Source organism: Leptothrix toolikensis (SeqCode), from assembly GCF_057922285.1.
Map to the genome: position 1 here is coordinate 21,538 of NZ_JBYSVC010000018.1, position 17,493 is coordinate 39,030.

16 protein-coding genes are annotated in these 17,493 nt (G+C 58.7%); 14 read left to right on the plus strand and 2 right to left on the minus strand.

Annotation, left to right across the window (positions count from 1 at the left end):
- A complete protein-coding gene (locus tag AC3VI7_RS04635) occupies positions 1–699 on the minus strand; it encodes a Bax inhibitor-1 family protein (protein WP_489669744.1) in 699 nt (232 codons plus the stop codon).
- A gap of 298 nt (positions 700–997) precedes the next feature.
- On the opposite strand from AC3VI7_RS04635, the gene carA reads away from it, so the two are divergent.
- The 4 genes from carA (at position 998) to AC3VI7_RS04655 (ending at position 6,526) form a co-directional block, all read left to right on the plus strand.
- The gene (gene carA, locus AC3VI7_RS04640) at positions 998–2,185 is read left to right on the plus strand and encodes a glutamine-hydrolyzing carbamoyl-phosphate synthase small subunit (RefSeq protein ID WP_489669745.1); all 1,188 of its coding nucleotides are present in this window, start codon (positions 998–1,000) and stop codon (positions 2,183–2,185) included.
- Positions 2,178–5,477: a carbamoyl-phosphate synthase large subunit gene (gene carB, locus AC3VI7_RS04645; protein ID WP_489669746.1), complete on the plus strand. Its 3,300-nt coding sequence runs from the start codon at positions 2,178–2,180 to the stop codon at positions 5,475–5,477. The genes carA and carB overlap by 8 nt, the downstream gene beginning before the upstream one ends.
- Before the next feature lie 99 nt (positions 5,478–5,576).
- Positions 5,577–6,053 (plus strand): transcription elongation factor GreA, encoded by a 477-nt coding sequence (gene greA / locus AC3VI7_RS04650; RefSeq protein ID WP_489669747.1) that lies wholly within the window; start codon positions 5,577–5,579, stop codon positions 6,051–6,053.
- Between the two features lie 20 nt (positions 6,054–6,073).
- Positions 6,074–6,526: a DUF4149 domain-containing protein gene (locus AC3VI7_RS04655; RefSeq protein ID WP_489671408.1), complete on the plus strand. Its 453-nt coding sequence runs from the start codon at positions 6,074–6,076 to the stop codon at positions 6,524–6,526.
- 36 nt (positions 6,527–6,562) lie between these two features.
- On the opposite strand, the gene AC3VI7_RS04660 is transcribed toward AC3VI7_RS04655, so the two are convergent.
- Positions 6,563–7,042, minus strand: coding sequence for a YhbY family RNA-binding protein (locus AC3VI7_RS04660; protein WP_489669749.1), 480 nt, complete (start codon positions 7,040–7,042; stop codon positions 6,563–6,565).
- Between the two features lie 20 nt (positions 7,043–7,062).
- Here AC3VI7_RS04660 and AC3VI7_RS04665 point away from each other — a divergent pair, with 20 nt between their 5' ends.
- The 10 genes from AC3VI7_RS04665 (at position 7,063) to phoB (ending at position 17,396) form a co-directional block, all read left to right on the plus strand.
- Entirely contained in the window at positions 7,063–7,755 is a 693-nt protein-coding gene (locus tag AC3VI7_RS04665; RefSeq protein ID WP_489669750.1) for an RlmE family RNA methyltransferase, read from the plus strand.
- A 102-nt stretch (positions 7,756–7,857) separates the two neighbouring features.
- Entirely contained in the window at positions 7,858–9,765 is a 1,908-nt protein-coding gene (gene ftsH / locus AC3VI7_RS04670) for an ATP-dependent zinc metalloprotease FtsH (RefSeq protein WP_489669751.1), read from the plus strand.
- Between the two features lie 12 nt (positions 9,766–9,777).
- The gene (gene folP, locus AC3VI7_RS04675; RefSeq protein WP_489669752.1) at positions 9,778–10,638 is read left to right on the plus strand and encodes a dihydropteroate synthase; all 861 of its coding nucleotides are present in this window, start codon (positions 9,778–9,780) and stop codon (positions 10,636–10,638) included.
- Positions 10,639–10,727: 89 nt separating this feature from the next.
- The gene (gene glmM, locus AC3VI7_RS04680; protein ID WP_489669753.1) at positions 10,728–12,059 is read left to right on the plus strand and encodes a phosphoglucosamine mutase; all 1,332 of its coding nucleotides are present in this window, start codon (positions 10,728–10,730) and stop codon (positions 12,057–12,059) included.
- 103 nt (positions 12,060–12,162) lie between these two features.
- Positions 12,163–13,203 (plus strand): phosphate ABC transporter substrate-binding protein PstS, encoded by a 1,041-nt coding sequence (pstS, locus tag AC3VI7_RS04685; protein ID WP_489669754.1) that lies wholly within the window; start codon positions 12,163–12,165, stop codon positions 13,201–13,203.
- A 73-nt stretch (positions 13,204–13,276) separates the two neighbouring features.
- Positions 13,277–14,248 carry a phosphate ABC transporter permease PstC gene (gene pstC / locus AC3VI7_RS04690; RefSeq protein ID WP_489671207.1) on the plus strand — a complete coding sequence of 324 codons (972 nt, stop codon included), beginning with the start codon at positions 13,277–13,279 and terminating at the stop codon, positions 14,246–14,248.
- Positions 14,248–15,123 (plus strand): phosphate ABC transporter permease PstA, encoded by an 876-nt coding sequence (gene pstA, locus AC3VI7_RS04695; protein ID WP_489671196.1) that lies wholly within the window; start codon positions 14,248–14,250, stop codon positions 15,121–15,123. The genes pstC and pstA overlap by 1 nt, the downstream gene beginning before the upstream one ends.
- A gap of 31 nt (positions 15,124–15,154) precedes the next feature.
- Positions 15,155–15,943, plus strand: a complete 789-nt coding sequence (pstB, locus tag AC3VI7_RS04700) for a phosphate ABC transporter ATP-binding protein PstB (RefSeq protein ID WP_489671197.1) — start codon at positions 15,155–15,157, stop codon at positions 15,941–15,943.
- A gap of 22 nt (positions 15,944–15,965) precedes the next feature.
- On the plus strand, positions 15,966–16,673 hold the full coding sequence (gene phoU, locus AC3VI7_RS04705) for a phosphate signaling complex protein PhoU (protein WP_489671198.1): 708 nt from the start codon (positions 15,966–15,968) through the stop codon (positions 16,671–16,673).
- Positions 16,674–16,694: 21 nt separating this feature from the next.
- On the plus strand, positions 16,695–17,396 hold the full coding sequence (phoB, locus tag AC3VI7_RS04710; protein WP_489671199.1) for a phosphate regulon transcriptional regulator PhoB: 702 nt from the start codon (positions 16,695–16,697) through the stop codon (positions 17,394–17,396).
- The last annotated feature ends 97 nt before the right edge of the window (positions 17,397–17,493 follow it).

Here is a 17,493-nt window from a genome sequence, read left to right on the forward strand (position 1 = left end):
TTACTCGCGTTCACCGCCAAAGATGCCCAGCAAAGCCAGCAGGTTTTGGAAGATGTTGAAAACGTCGAGGTAGATGGCGGTGGTGGCGGCGATGTAGTTGGTTTCACCACCGTCCAGCACCCGCTTGATCTCAAACAGCAAGAAGCCCGAGAAGATCGCTACGCCCATCACGGACAAAGCGATCATCAAGGCGCTGGATTGCACAAAGATGTTCATCACGCCCACAGCGAGCAGCACGATCGTGCCGATGAACAAGAACTTGCCCATGCCCGACAGATCCCGCTTGATCACCGTGGCCAGCGAGGCCATGGCGAAGAACACGCCTGCCGTGCCACCAAAGGCCATCATGATCAGCGAGCTGCCATTCTTAAAGCCCAGCACGGCCGACAGCAAGCGCGACAGCATCAGGCCCATGAAAAAGGTGAAGGCCAGCAGCACGACCACACCCGCACCAGATTCCTTGGTCTTTTCGATGGCGTACATGAAGGCAAAGGAGCCAGCCATGAAAAACACCAGCGACATCATCATGCCCATGGCCGCGATCACCCCGGTGGTGACACCGATCCAAGCACCGAGGGCGGTTGGGATGAGCGACACCGCCAGCAGCAAGTAGGTGTTGCGCAGCACCCGGTTGCGTTCAGCAAGGCTGGGGACGCTGAACCCATAGTCGGTCTGAGCGGTTGAGAAGCTATTGTTCATGAGGGTCTCCGAAAAACAAGGTTGTAACGCACCAAAAGAAAAGGGGCAGAACCTATACGGGCGCGATTCTAAGTTCTCAAGACTTAGGTTGTGGTGAGGGTTGCCCGAGGGTTCGATGTCTGCCCATATGGGGGGCACGCTGCTGGGCTTCAATGGCCGCATGGATTGGTCCGACTATAATTGACGGGTTTACCCCAAAAATACGCCACCTAGCGAACTTCTCACGGTCCCTTTGCGGACACGCCCGACATGTGCGAGCCGAGTTGAGCTAGGTGCGCATCCATATCGGAGTCCACCCGTGCTGCCAGTCTTGCCTCCTGCTCTTCTCGCTCTTGCAGACGGCACGGTCTTTCAAGGCATCTCGATCGGCGCTGCCGGTCAAACGGTCGGGGAAGTGGTGTTCAACACCGCCCTGACCGGCTACCAAGAAATCCTCACTGACCCGAGCTATTGCCGGCAGATCGTGACCCTCACGTATCCGCACATCGGCAACTACGGTGTCAATGCTCAGGATGTCGAGGCTTTGAAAGTCCATGCCGCTGGTTTGATCATCAAAGATCTACCTATTCGTTCCTCCAACTTCCGCCAGACCCAGACCCTGTCTGAGTATTTGGTGCAAGAAGGCACTGTGGCCATCGCGGACATCGACACCCGCAAACTCACCCGTTTACTGCGCACCACGGGCGCACAGAACGGCTGCATCGTGGCTTTTCCCGCAGGCACCGAGATCACCCAAGCCTTGATGGATACTGCCATCGCCTCGGCCCGCAAGGCACCGAATATGGCCGGTCAAGATCTGGCCCAAGTGGTGACACGCGCTGAGCCGGAAGTCTGGCTGGAGACCGAGTGGAAGCTCTTCGGTGCTGACGGTCAACCGGGCTTCGGCCAAGTCACCAACCCGGCCTTCCATGTCGTTGCCTATGACTTTGGCGTCAAGCGCAACATCCTGCGCATGTTGGCTGAGCGCGGCTGCAAGGTCACGGTGGTGCCCGCCAAGACGCCCGCTGCTGACGTGCTGGCCCTCCAGCCGGACGGCATCTTCTTGAGCAACGGCCCGGGCGATCCGCAGCCTTGCGATTACGCCATCAAGGCCGCTGCCGAGTTGATCGAAACCGGCATCCCGACCTTCGGCATTTGCTTGGGGCATCAGATCATGGCGCTGGCCTCAGGGGCCAAGACGTTCAAGATGAAGTTCGGCCATCACGGCGCGAACCATCCGGTCAAGGATCTCGACAGCGGTCGCGTCTCGATCACCAGCCAGAACCACGGTTTTGCGGTCGAAGCGGAATCACTACCTGCCAACCTGCGCCCGACGCACATCAGCTTGTTTGATGGCACTTTGCAAGGCTTGGCCCGTACCGATAAGCCGGCGTTCTGCTTCCAGGGCCATCCGGAAGCCTCGCCCGGTCCTCATGACATTGCCTACTTGTTTGACCGCTTCACTGCGCTCATGACCCAGCACGTGGCGGAGAAGAAGAATGCCTAAGCGCGCAGACCTTAAATCCATCCTCATCATCGGCGCTGGCCCGATCATCATCGGCCAGGCCTGCGAGTTCGACTATTCCGGCGCGCAAGCCTGCAAGGCGCTGCGCGAAGAGGGCTACAAGGTCATCTTGGTCAATTCGAACCCGGCCACGATCATGACCGACCCGGCCACGGCCGACGTCACCTACATCGAGCCGATCACTTGGCAGGTGGTCGAGAAGATCATCGCCAAGGAGCGTCCGGACGCGATCCTGCCCACCATGGGTGGCCAGACCGCGCTGAACTGTGCCCTCGACTTGCACAAGCACGGTGTGCTGGCCAAGTACGGCGTGGAGATGATCGGGGCCAACGAGCACGCCATCGAGAAGGCCGAAGACCGTCTGAAGTTCAAGGACGCGATGACCTCCATCGGGCTGGGCTCGGCCAAGTCGGGCATCGCGCATACCCTCGAAGAAGCTTGGAGCGTTCAAAAGAGCATTCAAGCCGACATCGGTGGCTCGGGCTTTCCGATGGTGATCCGTCCCAGCTTCACGCTCGGCGGCACCGGCGGTGGCATCGCCTATAACCCAGAAGAGTTTGAAGAGATCTGCAAACGCGGTATTGATCTTTCGCCGACCCATGAGTTGCTGATTGAAGAGTCCCTGATCGGTTGGAAAGAGTACGAGATGGAAGTGGTTCGCGACAAAGCGGACAACTGCATCATCGTCTGCTCGATCGAAAACCTCGATCCGATGGGTATCCACACCGGCGACTCGATCACCGTGGCTCCGGCTCAGACGCTCACTGATCGCGAATACCAGCTGCTGCGCAACGCCTCCATCGCCATCTTGCGCGAGATCGGCGTCGATACTGGCGGCTCAAACGTCCAGTTCTCGATCAATCCGCAGGACGGCCGCATGGTCGTCATCGAGATGAATCCGCGCGTGTCGCGCTCCTCCGCGCTGGCTTCTAAGGCGACGGGTTTCCCGATTGCCAAGATCGCCGCCAAGCTGGCCGTGGGCTACACGCTCGATGAGTTGAAGAACGACATCACGGGCGGGGCGACGCCGGCCTCGTTCGAGCCTTCGATCGACTACGTGGTCACCAAGATCCCGCGTTTTGCTTTCGAGAAGTTCCGCGAAGCCGATCCGCACCTGACGACGCAGATGAAGTCGGTGGGCGAAGTGATGGCCATGGGTCGGACCTTCCAAGAATCATTCCAGAAGGCGCTGCGCGGCTTAGAAACCGGCATCGACGGCCTGAGCGAGCGCACGTCATGCAAGGCATCGGATCGCGACGAAATCATCGAAGAGATTGGCGAAGCCGGCCCCGAACGTATTTTGTTCGTCGGGGATGCTTTCCGCATCGGCATGACGCTGGATGAGATCTTTGAAGAAACCGCGATTGATCCGTGGTTCTTGGCACAGATCGAAGATCTGATCGCCACCGAAGCCAAGCTCAAGGACCGTTCGGTCGCTAGCCTCTCGGCAGCCGAGTTGCGCTTTCTGAAGAAGAAGGGTTTCTCGGATCGCCGTTTGGCCAAGCTGATGGGCACCAACCAGCACGAGGTGCGCCGTGCGCGTCATGCGCTGGGTGTGCGCCCGGTCTACAAGCGCGTGGACACCTGTGCGGCCGAATTCGCGACGCAAACCGCGTATCTGTACTCGTGCTACGAGAACTCGGACGGTGAATGCGAAGCGGCACCCACGACCAAGAAAAAGATCATGGTGTTGGGCGGTGGCCCGAACCGCATCGGCCAAGGCATCGAGTTCGATTACTGCTGCGTGCATGCGGCCCTCGCCCTGAGCGAGGATGGTTTCGAAACCATCATGGTCAACTGCAATCCGGAAACCGTCTCGACCGATTACGACACCTCCGACCGCCTCTACTTTGAGCCGGTGACGCTCGAAGATGTGCTGGAGATCGTCGATAAGGAGCGTCCGGTCGGCGTGATCGTGCAGTACGGCGGCCAAACACCGCTCAAGCTGGCGCTGGACCTCGAAGCCAACGGCGTGCCGATCATCGGCACCAGCCCGGATTCGATCGACATCGCTGAAGACCGCGAGCGTTTCCAGCAATTGCTGCACAAGCTCGGCCTCAAGCAGCCGCCGAACCGCACAGCGCGGACCGAAGACGCCGCCCTTGCGCTGGCCAACGAGATCGGCTATCCGCTGGTGGTGCGCCCGAGCTACGTGCTGGGCGGCCGGGCGATGGAAATCGTTCACGGCGACAAAGACCTTGAGCGCTATATGCGCGAAGCGGTGCGCGTCAGCGAGAAGTCGCCCGTGTTGCTGGACCGCTTCTTGGACGACGCCGTTGAAGTCGATATGGACTGCATCAGCGACGGCAGTGATCGTGACGATGGCGTCATGATCGGCGGGATCATGGAGCACATCGAGCAAGCCGGCGTTCACTCGGGCGACTCGGCGTGTTCATTGCCGCCGTACACCTTGTCCAAGGTGCTGCAAGACGAACTGCGCCGCCAGACCATCCTGATGGCCAAGGCCTTGAAGGTGGTGGGGCTGATGAACGTGCAGTTCGCCATCCAAGGCGATGTGACCGGCTCGCTTGATGCGTGTACGGTCTACGTGCTCGAAGTGAACCCACGTGCGTCGCGCACGGTGCCGTTTGTTTCCAAAGCCACGGGGCAGCCGCTGGCCAAGATCGCAGCGCGTTGCATGGCCGGGCAGCTGCTTTCCGAGCAACGCGGTCTTGATGGATTGCCGCCGCACGAAGTGATTCCGCCGTATTTCAGCGTCAAGGAAGCCGTCTTCCCGTTCAACAAGTTCCCGGGCGTGGATCCGATCCTCGGCCCGGAAATGCGTTCGACCGGCGAAGTCATGGGCGTGGGCAAGACCTTTGGCGAGGCGATGCTCAAGAGCCAGCTCGGTGCCGGCTCACGTTTGCCGACCAAGGGCACGGTGGTGATCACGGTCAAGGCCAACGATCACGAGCGCGCCGTGGGCGTGGCGCGTGATCTGCACGCGCTGGGCTTCATCATCGTGGCGACCAAGGGCACGGCTGCCGCCATTGCTGCGGGCGGGGTGCCGGTCAAAGTGGTCCACAAGATCAAGGAGGGGCGTCCGCACATTGCTGACTTGATCAAGGCCGGTGAAATCCAGTTGGTGTTCACCACCGTGGATGAAACCCGCACCGCCATTGCTGATTCACGCTATATCCGCACCGCTGCTTTGGCCAACCGGGTGACTTACTACACCACCATGGCGGGTTGTGAGGCAGCGACGGAAGCCCTTAAACATCAAGCCGATCTGTCGGTCCTGTCTTTGCAGGAACTGCACGCTCAACTGACTTAAACGCCGCGCCGTTTTCTTTGCGGCCCCCAGTACCGCCGCCGGCTCCCTTGGATTTTCAGGGACTGGTGGCGGTTCTTTTTGTTCATCATTCATCTCATCATGGCCACCATTCCCCTGACCAAACGCGGCGCTGAGTCGCTCAAGCAAGAGTTGCATCGTCTTAAAACGGTGGAACGTCCCTGGGTGATCAATGCGATTGCCGAAGCCCGTGCTCAAGGCGATTTGTCTGAAAACGCCGAATACGAGGCCGCCAAGGACAAGCAAGGCTTCATTGAAGGTCGCATCCTCGAAGTCGAAAGCAAGCTGGCCATGGCGCAGATCATTGATCCGAGCACGTTGGATGCCGGTGGTCGCGTGGTGTTTGGCTCGACTGTGGATCTTGAAGAAGAAGCGACGGGTGATGCGGTGACGTATCAGATCGTCGGTGAAGATGAAGCTGATTTGAAGGTGTGCCGCATCTCGATTGGCTCACCCATTTCGCGGGCCTTGATCGGCAAAGAGGCGGGTGATGTGGCCGAGGTTCGCGCTCCCGGCGGCATCAAGCGCTACGAAATCATCAACGTTCGCTACATCTAAGGACCTGAGCGGTGTTGCCCGTGCTGTTATTGCGTTTCCAGGTTGTTCTGGCAGCTTTGTGGTTTGGACTGGTGCTTACCTTGGCACTGATGGTCACGCCCATGCTGTTTTCGATGTTGGATCGGCCGCTTGCCGGTCAAGTGGCTGGGGCGTTGTTTCGTGTCGAAGCGCATACCGCGTTGGGTGTGGCGGCTGCGCTGTTCTTGATTGAGCGACGTCAGGCCAGCTTGCGCGCGGTTTGGGGACAAGGCTCGGTTTTTTCTATGGAGCTGAGCCTGATTTTGGCGGCTCTTTTTTGCACTGTGCTGGGCTACTTTGGGCTGCAACCCATGATGGAATCGGCCCGGCTAGGTACAAGCTCGCTCAGCTTTGGACTGCTACACGGGCTATCCAGCACATTTTTCGGCTTGAAAGGGCTGATCTTGGTCGTGTTGACGTGGCGGCTCATTGCTCGACTCAGTCGCCGGGGCTAAACGCGCTGGCGACTGGGTCTCACACGGGATGCGCGGTCAGGTCGAACCGAGCGCGCGCTTTTTCTGGCTGATCTGATGCGGCTTGGCGCGCTTGACGCTGCCGCTGGAGGTCAGTCGTTCATTGCCGAGGACGGTCAATTTCTTGACTTGTGGCCGATGGGTGGCGCTTTTGGCGGGCTTGACCACGCGCACGACGCGGGGCCCGGGCATGCGATGAGCGGGCTCGGCTTTTTCTTTCTCCGTTGTGGGACGCCAGAGCACCAGCAATTTGCCGATGTGCTGGATCGGGGCAGCGTTAAGCTGATCCGCCAAAGCGTCCAAGAAGGCGTCGCGCTCGGTGCGCTGGTCACTGAAGACGCGAATCTTGATCAAACCGTGAGCGCTCAGCGCCGCTTCGGCCTCTTTGAGGACGGCGGGGGTCAGGCCCTCGGCCCCAATCATGACGACGGGGTTGAGGTGGTGGGCCGCAGCGCGATGGTCTTTGCGTTGGGCCGGAGTCAAATGAATGGCAGGCATCCCTCTATTATCCGTCCATCATGAAAATCAGAACCAAAAGCAAGAAGCTCAACAAGGCGTGGTTGCACGATCACATCAGTGACCCCTACGTCAGACTGGCCCATAAGGAAGGCTTTCGCGCTCGCGCTGCCTACAAATTAAAAGAAATTGATGAGATCCTTGGGCTCATCAAACCGGGACAAGTGGTGGTCGATCTCGGTGCTGCACCTGGGGCTTGGAGCCAGTACGTGCGCCGCCAATTTGCACCCAAGACCGCCGGTAGTGGTGGTGCGGCCGTGGGCGAGTTGCTCGGCACCATCATTGCGCTCGATCTGATTGAGTGCGAACCGATCGAGGGGGTGGTGTTTATCCAAGGCGACTTCCGTGAGGATGCGGTGGTGGCGCAGCTTGACGCTGCACTGGCGGGCCGACCCATCGATGTGGTGATCTCGGACATGGCTCCCAATTTGTCGGGCGTTGAAAGCGCAGATGCAGCACGGGTGGCTCATTTGGTTGAATTGGCCGTGGATTTCGCTCAAACGCACCTTCGACCAGAGGGGGCATTGGTGTGCAAGGTTTTTCACGGCACCAGCTATAACGAGGGTGTGGAGCTGTTCAAAAAGACCTTTCGGGTGGTCAAACCCATCAAACCCAAAGCCTCTCGGGACCGCTCATCAGAAACTTTTTTGGTAGGCATGGGGCTCAAATCATCGTCTGCGCATCAAAGGGGTTGACTCGACTAAAATCGCCCCCATCTACCGCGAGGTATCGGCTGCACATTGGGTGTGGTCGGAGTCCCCTGACGGGGATGCATCAAGATTAAAAAAGGAGCTGCGGTGAACAATCAATGGTTCTCCAAGGTCGCTGTCTGGCTGGTGATCGCCCTGGTTTTGTTCACTGTCTTCAAGCAGTTCGACCGTGCAACAGTGGGGGGTAACCAAATTGGTTACTCCGAGTTTCTCGAAGAAGTTCGGGCTAAACGCATTCGAGAAGTCGTTCTTCAAGAGAACCCTGGAGGCGCGGAGATTGAAGCCCTCACCACCGATGACAAGAAAGTTCGCACCACTGCGACCTATCTGGATCGGGGCTTGGTGGGCGACTTGATCAACAACGGCATTCGCTTCAAGGTCAAGCCGCGCGACGAGCCTTCCTTGTTGACCAGCTTGCTGATCTCTTGGGGGCCGATGGTGCTTCTGATCGGCGTCTGGGTGTACTTCATGCGTCAGATGCAAGGTGGCGGCAAGGGCGGTGCGTTCAGTTTTGGCAAGTCCAAGGCCCGCATGCTCGACGAAGCCAACAACTCGACCACTTTCGCCGATGTCGCCGGTTGCGATGAGGCCAAGGAAGAGGTGAAGGAGCTGGTGGATTTCTTGAAGGATCCGCAGAAGTTCCAGAAGTTGGGCGGGCGTATTCCACGGGGTGTGCTGCTCGTCGGACCTCCGGGAACCGGCAAGACCTTGCTGGCCAAGGCCATTGCGGGCGAAGCCAAGGTGCCGTTCTTCTCGATTTCAGGTTCTGATTTCGTCGAAATGTTTGTGGGTGTCGGTGCAGCGCGTGTGCGCGACATGTTCGAGCAAGCCAAGAAGAGCGCGCCTTGCATCATCTTTATCGATGAAATTGACGCTGTCGGTCGTCATCGTGGGGCCGGTGTGGGCGGCGGCAACGATGAGCGCGAACAAACCTTGAACCAGATGCTGGTCGAGATGGATGGCTTCGAGACCAATCTCGGTGTCATCGTCATGGCCGCTACCAACCGGCCTGACATTCTTGATCCCGCGCTGTTGCGTCCGGGCCGTTTCGACCGGCAGGTCTATGTCACGCTGCCGGATGTGCGTGGGCGCGAGCAAATCCTCAATGTGCATGCCCGCAAGGTGCCGATCGGCCAAGACGTCCGCGCAGATATTTTGGCGCGCGGTACGCCGGGATTCTCAGGCGCTGATTTGGCCAATTTGGTCAATGAAGCCGCGCTTTTCGCTGCCCGGCGCAATGGCCGGTTGGTGGAAATGCAGGACTTCGAGAAGGCCAAAGACAAGATCATGATGGGGCCAGAGCGCAAGTCGATGGTCATGCCCGAAGAAGAGCGTCGCAACACGGCGTATCACGAATCGGGCCACGCCTTGGTGGCGCGTCTTCTGCCCAAGACCGATCCGGTTCATAAGGTCACCATCATTCCGCGTGGTCGCGCCTTGGGTGTGACGATGCAATTGCCCGAAGGGGATCGCTACAGCATGGACAAGGATCGGATGCTCTCGACGATCTCCGTCTTGTTTGGTGGCCGGATTGCCGAGGAAGTGTTCATGAATCAGATGACCACTGGGGCCAGCAACGATTTCGAACGGGCGACTCACATTGCACGTGACATGGTGACGCGCTACGGCATGACGGAAGCCTTGGGGCCGATGGTTTACGCTGAGAACGAAGGGGAGGTGTTTTTGGGTCGTTCAGTGACCAAGACCACCACCATGAGCGAGCAGACCATGCAAAAGGTGGATGCCGAAGTGCGGCGCATCATCGACTTGCAATACGCTGCGGCGCGTCGTCTGATCGAAGATCACCAAGACAAGATGCACGTCATGGCGCAGGCTTTGCTTGAATGGGAAACCATCGATGCCGAGCAAATCGAAGACATCATGCATGGCCGTACCCCCCGTCCGCCCAAGGACTGGAGCCCGTCTGTGAACAGAAGTGGTGGCAACGCCAATCCGCCCGTAACCCCTGGCAGTGCTGCTGCGACCCCGGTGTGAGCTGAGTTCTTTGTGATTTGGCAAGCCGGGCGCTTTGCGCTTGATTTGACGATGCCCCGGGTTATGGGGATCGTCAATGTCACGCCTGATTCGTTCTCAGACGGTGGGCGCAGTTTGGCGCAGACCTTGGCCCACTGTGAACAACTGGTGGCAGAAGGGGCCGATATGCTCGATATCGGTGCCGAATCCAGCCGCCCAGGTGCCGATGCAGTTTCATTCGCGCAGGAGCTGGATCGCTTGGGGCCGGTGCTCGAAGCCGCTTTGAAGCTGGGTGTGCCCATTTCGGTCGATACCGCCAAGACCGAGGTCATGGCGGCAGCGCTGGGTCTGGGTGTCGATGTCATCAATGACATTGATGCCCTGCGTGCCCCAGGGGCCTTGGAGCTTGTTGCTGGCCATCCCGCCTGCGGGATTTGCCTGATGCACATGCAGGGCGAGCCTCGGTCGATGCAGCAAGCACCGATTTATGCCGATGTGGTGCTTGAGGTGCGTGACTTTCTGAGGGACCGCACGGCGCAGATCCTGCAACGTGGGGTGAATGCGTCCCGCATCGTGCTTGATCCCGGCATTGGTTTTGGTAAATCAGTGGCGCACAACTTTGCGTTACTCCCAGGGCAGAAGGCTTTGTTGGCGATGGGCTATCCGGTCTTGGCCGGCTGGTCACGCAAATCATCGCTGGGTGCGGTGACGGGGCGGGCGGTGTCCGAGCGCCTGCCCGCCAGCCTTGCTGCGGGGTTGGCGGCCGTGGTTTGGGGTGCTAGGGTGTTGCGCGTGCATGACGTGGCCGCCCATGTCGATGCGCTCAAGGTCTGGAAGCAGGCTGGATTGCTTGAAAAAACAGCCGCTGTGTCGCTTTCTGTTGCACCTGTGTGAAGCCGTTGCGCGCCGTTGCCCGCTGAGCTCGACGATTCATTGCATAGCAAGGGACAATCACCCTCCTTGATCAAGATGAGGGTTAATGCATGAGCAGGCGCTATTTCGGCACAGATGGCATTCGGGGTGTGGTGGGGCGAGAGCCGATCACACCGGATTTTTTTCTGCGTTTGGGCCATGCCGTTGGCCATGTGTTGCGCACGGAAACCGAACGCCCCACGGTGCTTATCGGCAAGGACACCCGTATTTCTGGCTACACCCTAGAGTCGGCCTTAGAGGCTGGACTCAATTCAGCTGGGGTCGATGTGGTGCTTACGGGGCCTTTACCCACACCGGGGGTGGCGTATTTGACCCGTGCTCTGCGTTTGAACTTGGGGGTGGTCATCAGTGCGTCCCACAACCCGTTTGCGGACAACGGCATCAAGTTTTTCTCGGCACGTGGCGAAAAGCTGCCTGATGCTTGGGAAATTGAGGTCGAGAAAGCCCTAGAGCAACCGCCTCGCTGGGCTGATTCACGCGCTCTGGGCCGCGCGCGGCGTCTGGATGACGCCCCGGGGCGCTATATCGAGTTTTGTAAATCGACCTTCCCACACGATCTGTCTCTCAAGGGCCTCAAGATCGTGGTGGATGCGGCGCACGGTGCAGCCTATCACGTGGCTCCTGATGTCTTTCACGAGCTGGGTGCCGATGTCATTCGCATCGGCTGCGCACCGGACGGCTTGAACATCAACGACGGTGTGGGTGCCACTTCGCCAGAGTTGCTGGTGCGCACGGTCCTTGAGCAGGGCGCTGATTTCGGGGTGGCCCTCGACGGTGATGCGGATCGCCTGCAACTGGTCGATAGCCAAGGGCGGCTTTACAACGGCGATGAATTGCTGTTCGTGATGGCTCAGGATCGTCTGGCGCGCGGTGAACGTATCCCCGGCGTGGTCGGTACGCTCATGACCAACATGGCGGTGGAAGTGGCCTTGCAGCAACGCGGTGTGGGCTTTGTGCGGGCCAAGGTGGGGGACCGCTATGTCCTCGAAGAGTTGACGCGTCTGGGCTGGCAACTGGGGGGTGAAGGCTCGGGGCATCTGCTCGCCTTGGATTGCCACACCACGGGTGACGGCATTGTGAGTGCTTTGCAGGTTTTGCAGGCCCAGCAGCGCAGCGGCCATTCGCTCTCCGAGTTGCTGGCGGAGGTGACGCTGTACCCACAAACGATGATCAATGTGCGGCTGGCAGCGGGTTCGGATTGGCGTCAAAACGCCCATCTTGCGGCGGAACAAGAGCGTATCGGCCGCGAACTGGGTTTGAATGGCCGGGTCTTGATCCGAGCCAGCGGCACCGAGCCGCTGCTGCGGGTGATGGTTGAGGCGCGTGATGCGGGCCTTGCACAGCGTTACGCTGCTGAACTGGCTGCTGCTGTGCGCAAGTAGGGATGAGGGGGATGCACGTGGCAAGCATGGGTTGTCATCAAAATGTCATACGGGCACCCTACATTGCGCCCTGTTTCAATTTGTAGACAACCGGACGATTCCCATGACGGCTTTTGTGCGTTCTTCCCTTGCTTTGCTCTCCCTGACCTCGTTGACGGCTTGGACGTCCTGTGCTCAAGCCCAAGACGTCACTGGCGCAGGGGCGACGTTTCCGGCACCGATCTATGCCAAATGGGCCGATGCCTTTCACAAAGAAACGGGTGCTCGTGTCAATTACCAATCGGTCGGTTCGGGCGCAGGTCTCAAGCAGATCAAGGCCAAGACGGTTGATTTTGGTGCTTCCGATATGCCGCTCAAAGACGACGATCTGAGCAAAGACGATCTGATGCAGTTCCCGACCGTCATTGGCGGTGTGGTGCCAGTGGTCAATATCAAAGGCATCTTGCCGGGCCAGATCAAGTTGACGGGCCCGGTTTTGGCCGACATTTATCTGGGCAAGATCACCAAGTGGAACGATCCGGTGATCACCACGCTGAATCCCGGTCTGGCCTTGCCGGATGCCGCCATTGCTGTGGTGCGTCGCGCGGATGGTTCGGGCACCAGCTTCTTGTTCACCAACTATCTCTCCAAGGTCAGCCCGGATTGGAAAGCCAAGGTCGGTGAAGGTACTGCTGTCGAATGGCCCGTGGGTTCAGGTGGCAAAGGCAATGAAGGTGTGGCCGCCTTTGTGCAGCGTCTGCCCAATGCGATCGGCTATGTCGAGTACGCCTATGTCAAGCAAAACAAGATGACCTATGTGCAACTGCGCAACCAAGATGGTCAGTTTGTCGAGCCCGATGATGTGAACTTCAAGGCCGCAGCCGCCACGGCCGACTGGTCGCGCAGCTTCTATCAAATCCTCACCAATCAGCCTGGCAAGGCTTCTTGGCCCCTGACAGGTGCCACTTTCATCCTGATGCATAAGTCGGCTGAAAAGCCCGCTAATTCGGCCTCAGTCCTGAAATTTGTCGATTGGGCTTACAAGCCGAGCGGCGACAAGATGGCGGCGGAACTTGAATACGTGCCCTTGCCCGACAGCGTGAAAGACTTGGTGCGCAAGCAGTGGGCCTCAATCAAAAGCGCTGACGGCAAGAGCGTGCGTTGATTCGACACAGCTCTGCAAAGAAAGTTGAGTGATGGCCGATACACTGCGTGCTTTGCGACTTGAGGATTTCCCGATGGATCGTGCGCCATCCCGTACGGGGACTGTGACGCGGCGTCGTTTTTCACGCTGGCCGGACCGAATCTTTGCCTTCATGGCAACGGGTGCCGCATGGCTGACGCTGGCCATGCTGGCGGCGATCATTGTCTCGTTGGTGATCGGTGCGATGCCGGCGATTCGCGAGTACGGCCTGAGCTTTTTGTTCCGTGCAGAGTGGGATCCGGTCAACGAACATTTCGGCGGCTTGGTGATGATCGTGGGCACCTTGGTGACCTCGGCCATCGCCTTGTTGATCGCGGTGCCGGTGAGCTTTGGCATCGCTTTGTTTTTGACGGAGTTGTCCCCGTCTTGGTTGCGTCGCCCCTTGGGCATCGCCATCGAGCTGCTGGCGGCGGTGCCTTCCATCGTTTATGGCATGTGGGGCTTGCTGGTTTTTGGTCCGTTGCTGGCGCAGTATGTCCAGCAGCCCTTGCAAGCCAGTTTGGGCAAGGTGCCGGGCTTGGGGGCGTTGTTCCAAGGTCCGCCGGTGGGGTTGGGTTTGCTGGCCGCCGGTATTTTGCTGGCCATCATGATCATTCCCTTCATCGCCTCGGTGATGCGGGATGTGTTTGAGGTCACCCCGACGATGCTCAAAGAGTCGGCCTACGGTTTGGGTTCGACCACGTGGGAAGTCATCTGGAAAGTGGTTCTGCCCTACACCAAGAGCGGTGTGCTCGGCGGCATCATGCTGGGCTTGGGGCGCGCTTTGGGCGAGACGATGGCCGTGACGTTTGTGATCGGCAACATGAACCAGCTCAACTCGATTTCGCTTTTTGAGGCAGCCAACAGCATCACATCAGCGTTGGCCAATGAGTTTGCGGAGGCCAATGAAGGGCTGCATCAGGCCTCCTTGATCTATCTGGGTCTGATTCTGTTCTTCATCACCTTTGTGGTGCTGATTGCGTCCAAGCTGCTGCTGCGTCAGCTTAAGAAAAGGGAAGGGCTGTGATGAGTACACCGGCACTGGACCCCACCTTGGCGGGGCGGCTGGCGATGCATCGCCGGCGCAAGCTCGTTAACGTGCTTGCACTGAGCATGTCGGTGGCTGCCATGATTTTTGGCCTGTTCTGGCTGGCTTGGATCTTGTTTGAGACCTTGCAGCTGGGCATCGAAGGGCTGAATCTGGCCATCTTTACCGAGATGACGCCCCCACCGCAGGCTGAAGTGGGTGGCTTGGCCAATGCGATTTTTGGCTCGCTGAGCATTGTGACTTTGGCGACGCTGATCGGTACACCCATCGGTTTGCTGGCGGGCATCTATCTGGCTGAATATGGCCGGCGTAGTTTTATCGGACGCCTGACTCGCTTTATCAACGAGATCTTGCTTTCGGCCCCGTCGATCGTGATTGGCTTGTTTGTGTACACCGTTTGGGTGGCGCGGGTGAAGAGCTTTTCGGGGTTTGCCGGGGTTTTTGCGCTGGCGTTGATCGTCATCCCGGTGGTGATCCGTACCACCGAGAACATGCTCAATTTGATCCCCGGTGCGCTGCGAGAAGCTGCTTACGCCTTGGGCACGCCCAAATGGAAAGTGATTCTGTCGATCACCCTCAAATCAGCCCGTGCTGGCGTTTTGACCGGGGTGTTGTTGGCGGTGGCCCGTATTTCAGGCGAGACCGCGCCCTTGCTCTTTACGGCCTTGTCCAATCAATTCTGGACCACCAATCTGGCTGAGCCGATTGCCACGCTGCCGGTCACGATTTTTAAATTTGCGATGAGCCCTTACGAGAATTGGCAAAAGCTCGCTTGGGCGGGGGTGTTGTTGATCACCACGGGGGTGTTGTTACTCAACATCCTGGCGCGCACCTTGCTTCGCAACAAGCACTGAGTCCTCAACCTTCTGCAACTTTCGCACTGACATGACGTTGAGCACCGAATCAGCCCAAGCCGGGGAGCGGACCAAGATCAAGGTTCGCGATCTGAACTTCTATTACGGCCACTTTCATGCTCTCAAGAACATCCATCTGGATATTCCTGAGAAAAAAGTGACCGCGTTCATTGGCCCTTCAGGCTGCGGCAAATCCACTTTGCTGCGCACCTTCAACCGCATGTTCGAGCTCTATCCGGAGCAACGCGCTGAAGGTCAGGTGTTGCTGGATGGCCAAGACATCTTGAGCAGCCGCGATGATGTGTCGCTGATCCGTGCCCGGGTGGGCATGGTGTTCCAAAAGCCCACGCCCTTTCCGATGTCGATCTACGACAACATCGCTTTTGGCGTGCGCCTGTTCGAGAACTTGCCGCGCGTCGAAATGGACGAGCGTGTCGAGTGGGCGCTCAAAAAAGCCGCCTTGTGGAATGAAGTGAAGGACAAACTGGGCCAGAGTGGTTCTGGCTTGTCGGGGGGGCAGCAACAACGGCTATGTATCGCGCGCGGTATTGCGATCAAACCGGAAGTTTTGCTCTTGGATGAGCCGTGTTCGGCGCTGGACCCGATCTCAACGGGCAAGATTGAGGAGCTGATCGACGAGCTCAAGAGCGATTACACCGTCGTGATCGTGACCCACAACATGCAGCAAGCGGCGCGTTCGTCCGACTACACCGCCTACATGTATTTGGGGGACTTGATCGAGTTTGGGCCGACGAACGATTTGTTCATGAAGCCGCAGCGCAAAGAAACCGAAGACTACATCACCGGCCGTTTTGGCTGAGCCCCGTCCCTTACCGACCACCATGAGCGATAAACATCTTTCCACCCAGTTCGATAGCGAGCTCAGTGCCATCTCGACCCGCGTGCTTGAAATGGGCGGCTTGGTTGAATCCCAGGTGAATCAGTCCATCCGTGCTTTGACCGAGTTCAGCCAAGAATTGGCCTCGCTGGTTCTCCAGGGTGAAGTGCGTGTCAATCAGCTTGAGATTGAGATTGACCGCGATCTCCAGACCATCATTGCGCGTCGCCAACCCACGGCCCGCGACCTGCGCTTGTTGATCGCCATTTCCAAGACCGTGGGTAATCTAGAGCGGGTGGGCGATGAAGCGGCCCGTATTGCGCACACCGTGCAGCGCCTTATTGATGTCGGCGTGATTGGGCGCATGCGCATGCCCATCACTGACTTGTCCTTTGAAGCGAGCTTGGCCTCCGCCTTGCTGCACCGCGCCTTGGATGCTTTTGCGCGCCTCGACACCCAGCAAGCCTTGCAGGTGCTCAAGCAGGATCACGAAATCGACCAAGAATTTGAAGGGCTGATGCGCAAGCTCATCACCTACATGATGGAAGACCCGCGCACCATTTCGGCCAGCATCGACTTGGTGTTCGTGGCCAAGGCCATTGAGCGCATCGGTGATCACGCCAAGAATCTTGCCGAACAGATCATCTACATCGTCAAGGGCAAGGACGTGCGCCACAACTCACCCGATGCGGTCGAGTCCTTGGTGCGTTGAGATGGTGGTGGAGCTCAAGGCATGAGTCGCATCCTCGTCGTCGAAGACGAGTACGCCATCGCGGCCCTGATCGCCATCAACTTGCGGCATGCCGGTTTTGAGGTGCTTTTGGCCCGCGATGAGCGCGAAGCCACCGCCCATCTGGACGCGACACTGCCTGATCTGATTTTGCTGGACTGGATGTTGCCGGGCCAAAGTGGCTTGTCGTTGGCCAGACGCTGGCGTGCGGATGTACGCACCCGGCATCTGCCCATCATCATGCTCACTGCGCGCTCCGAAGAAAGCGACAAAGTCGCAGGGCTGGATGCTGGGGCCGATGATTATCTGGTCAAGCCTTTTTCGATCAATGAACTGCAAGCGCGCATCCGCGCTGTGTTGCGGCGGCGCTCGCCTGAGGCCTCGGATGTGGTGCTGGAAGTGGCTGGTTTACGGCTTGATCCCGCCACCGTGCGTGTGACCCGGGGTGGACAAGAACTTAAATTAGGCCCCACGGAGTTCCGCTTGTTGCGCTATCTCATGAGCTACCCCGAGCGGGTCCACAGTCGTGCGCAGTTGCTGGACCGGGTCTGGGGGGATCAAGTCGAGATTGAAGAGCGCACCATCGACGTCCATGTCAAGCGGCTGCGAGAAGCCTTGGCGGCGGCGGATTGTGCCGCGCTGATCGACACCGTGCGCGGTGTGGGCTACCGCTTCTTGCGCTCGTTGCCCCACGATTCTTATTGATGACGATGGGGGTGACACGTCTGATCCGGGCCGTGCTGTTCATGACGTGCAGCGCTGCGTTGGGCTATCTCTTCGGCTACTGGGCCGGACATGCTGT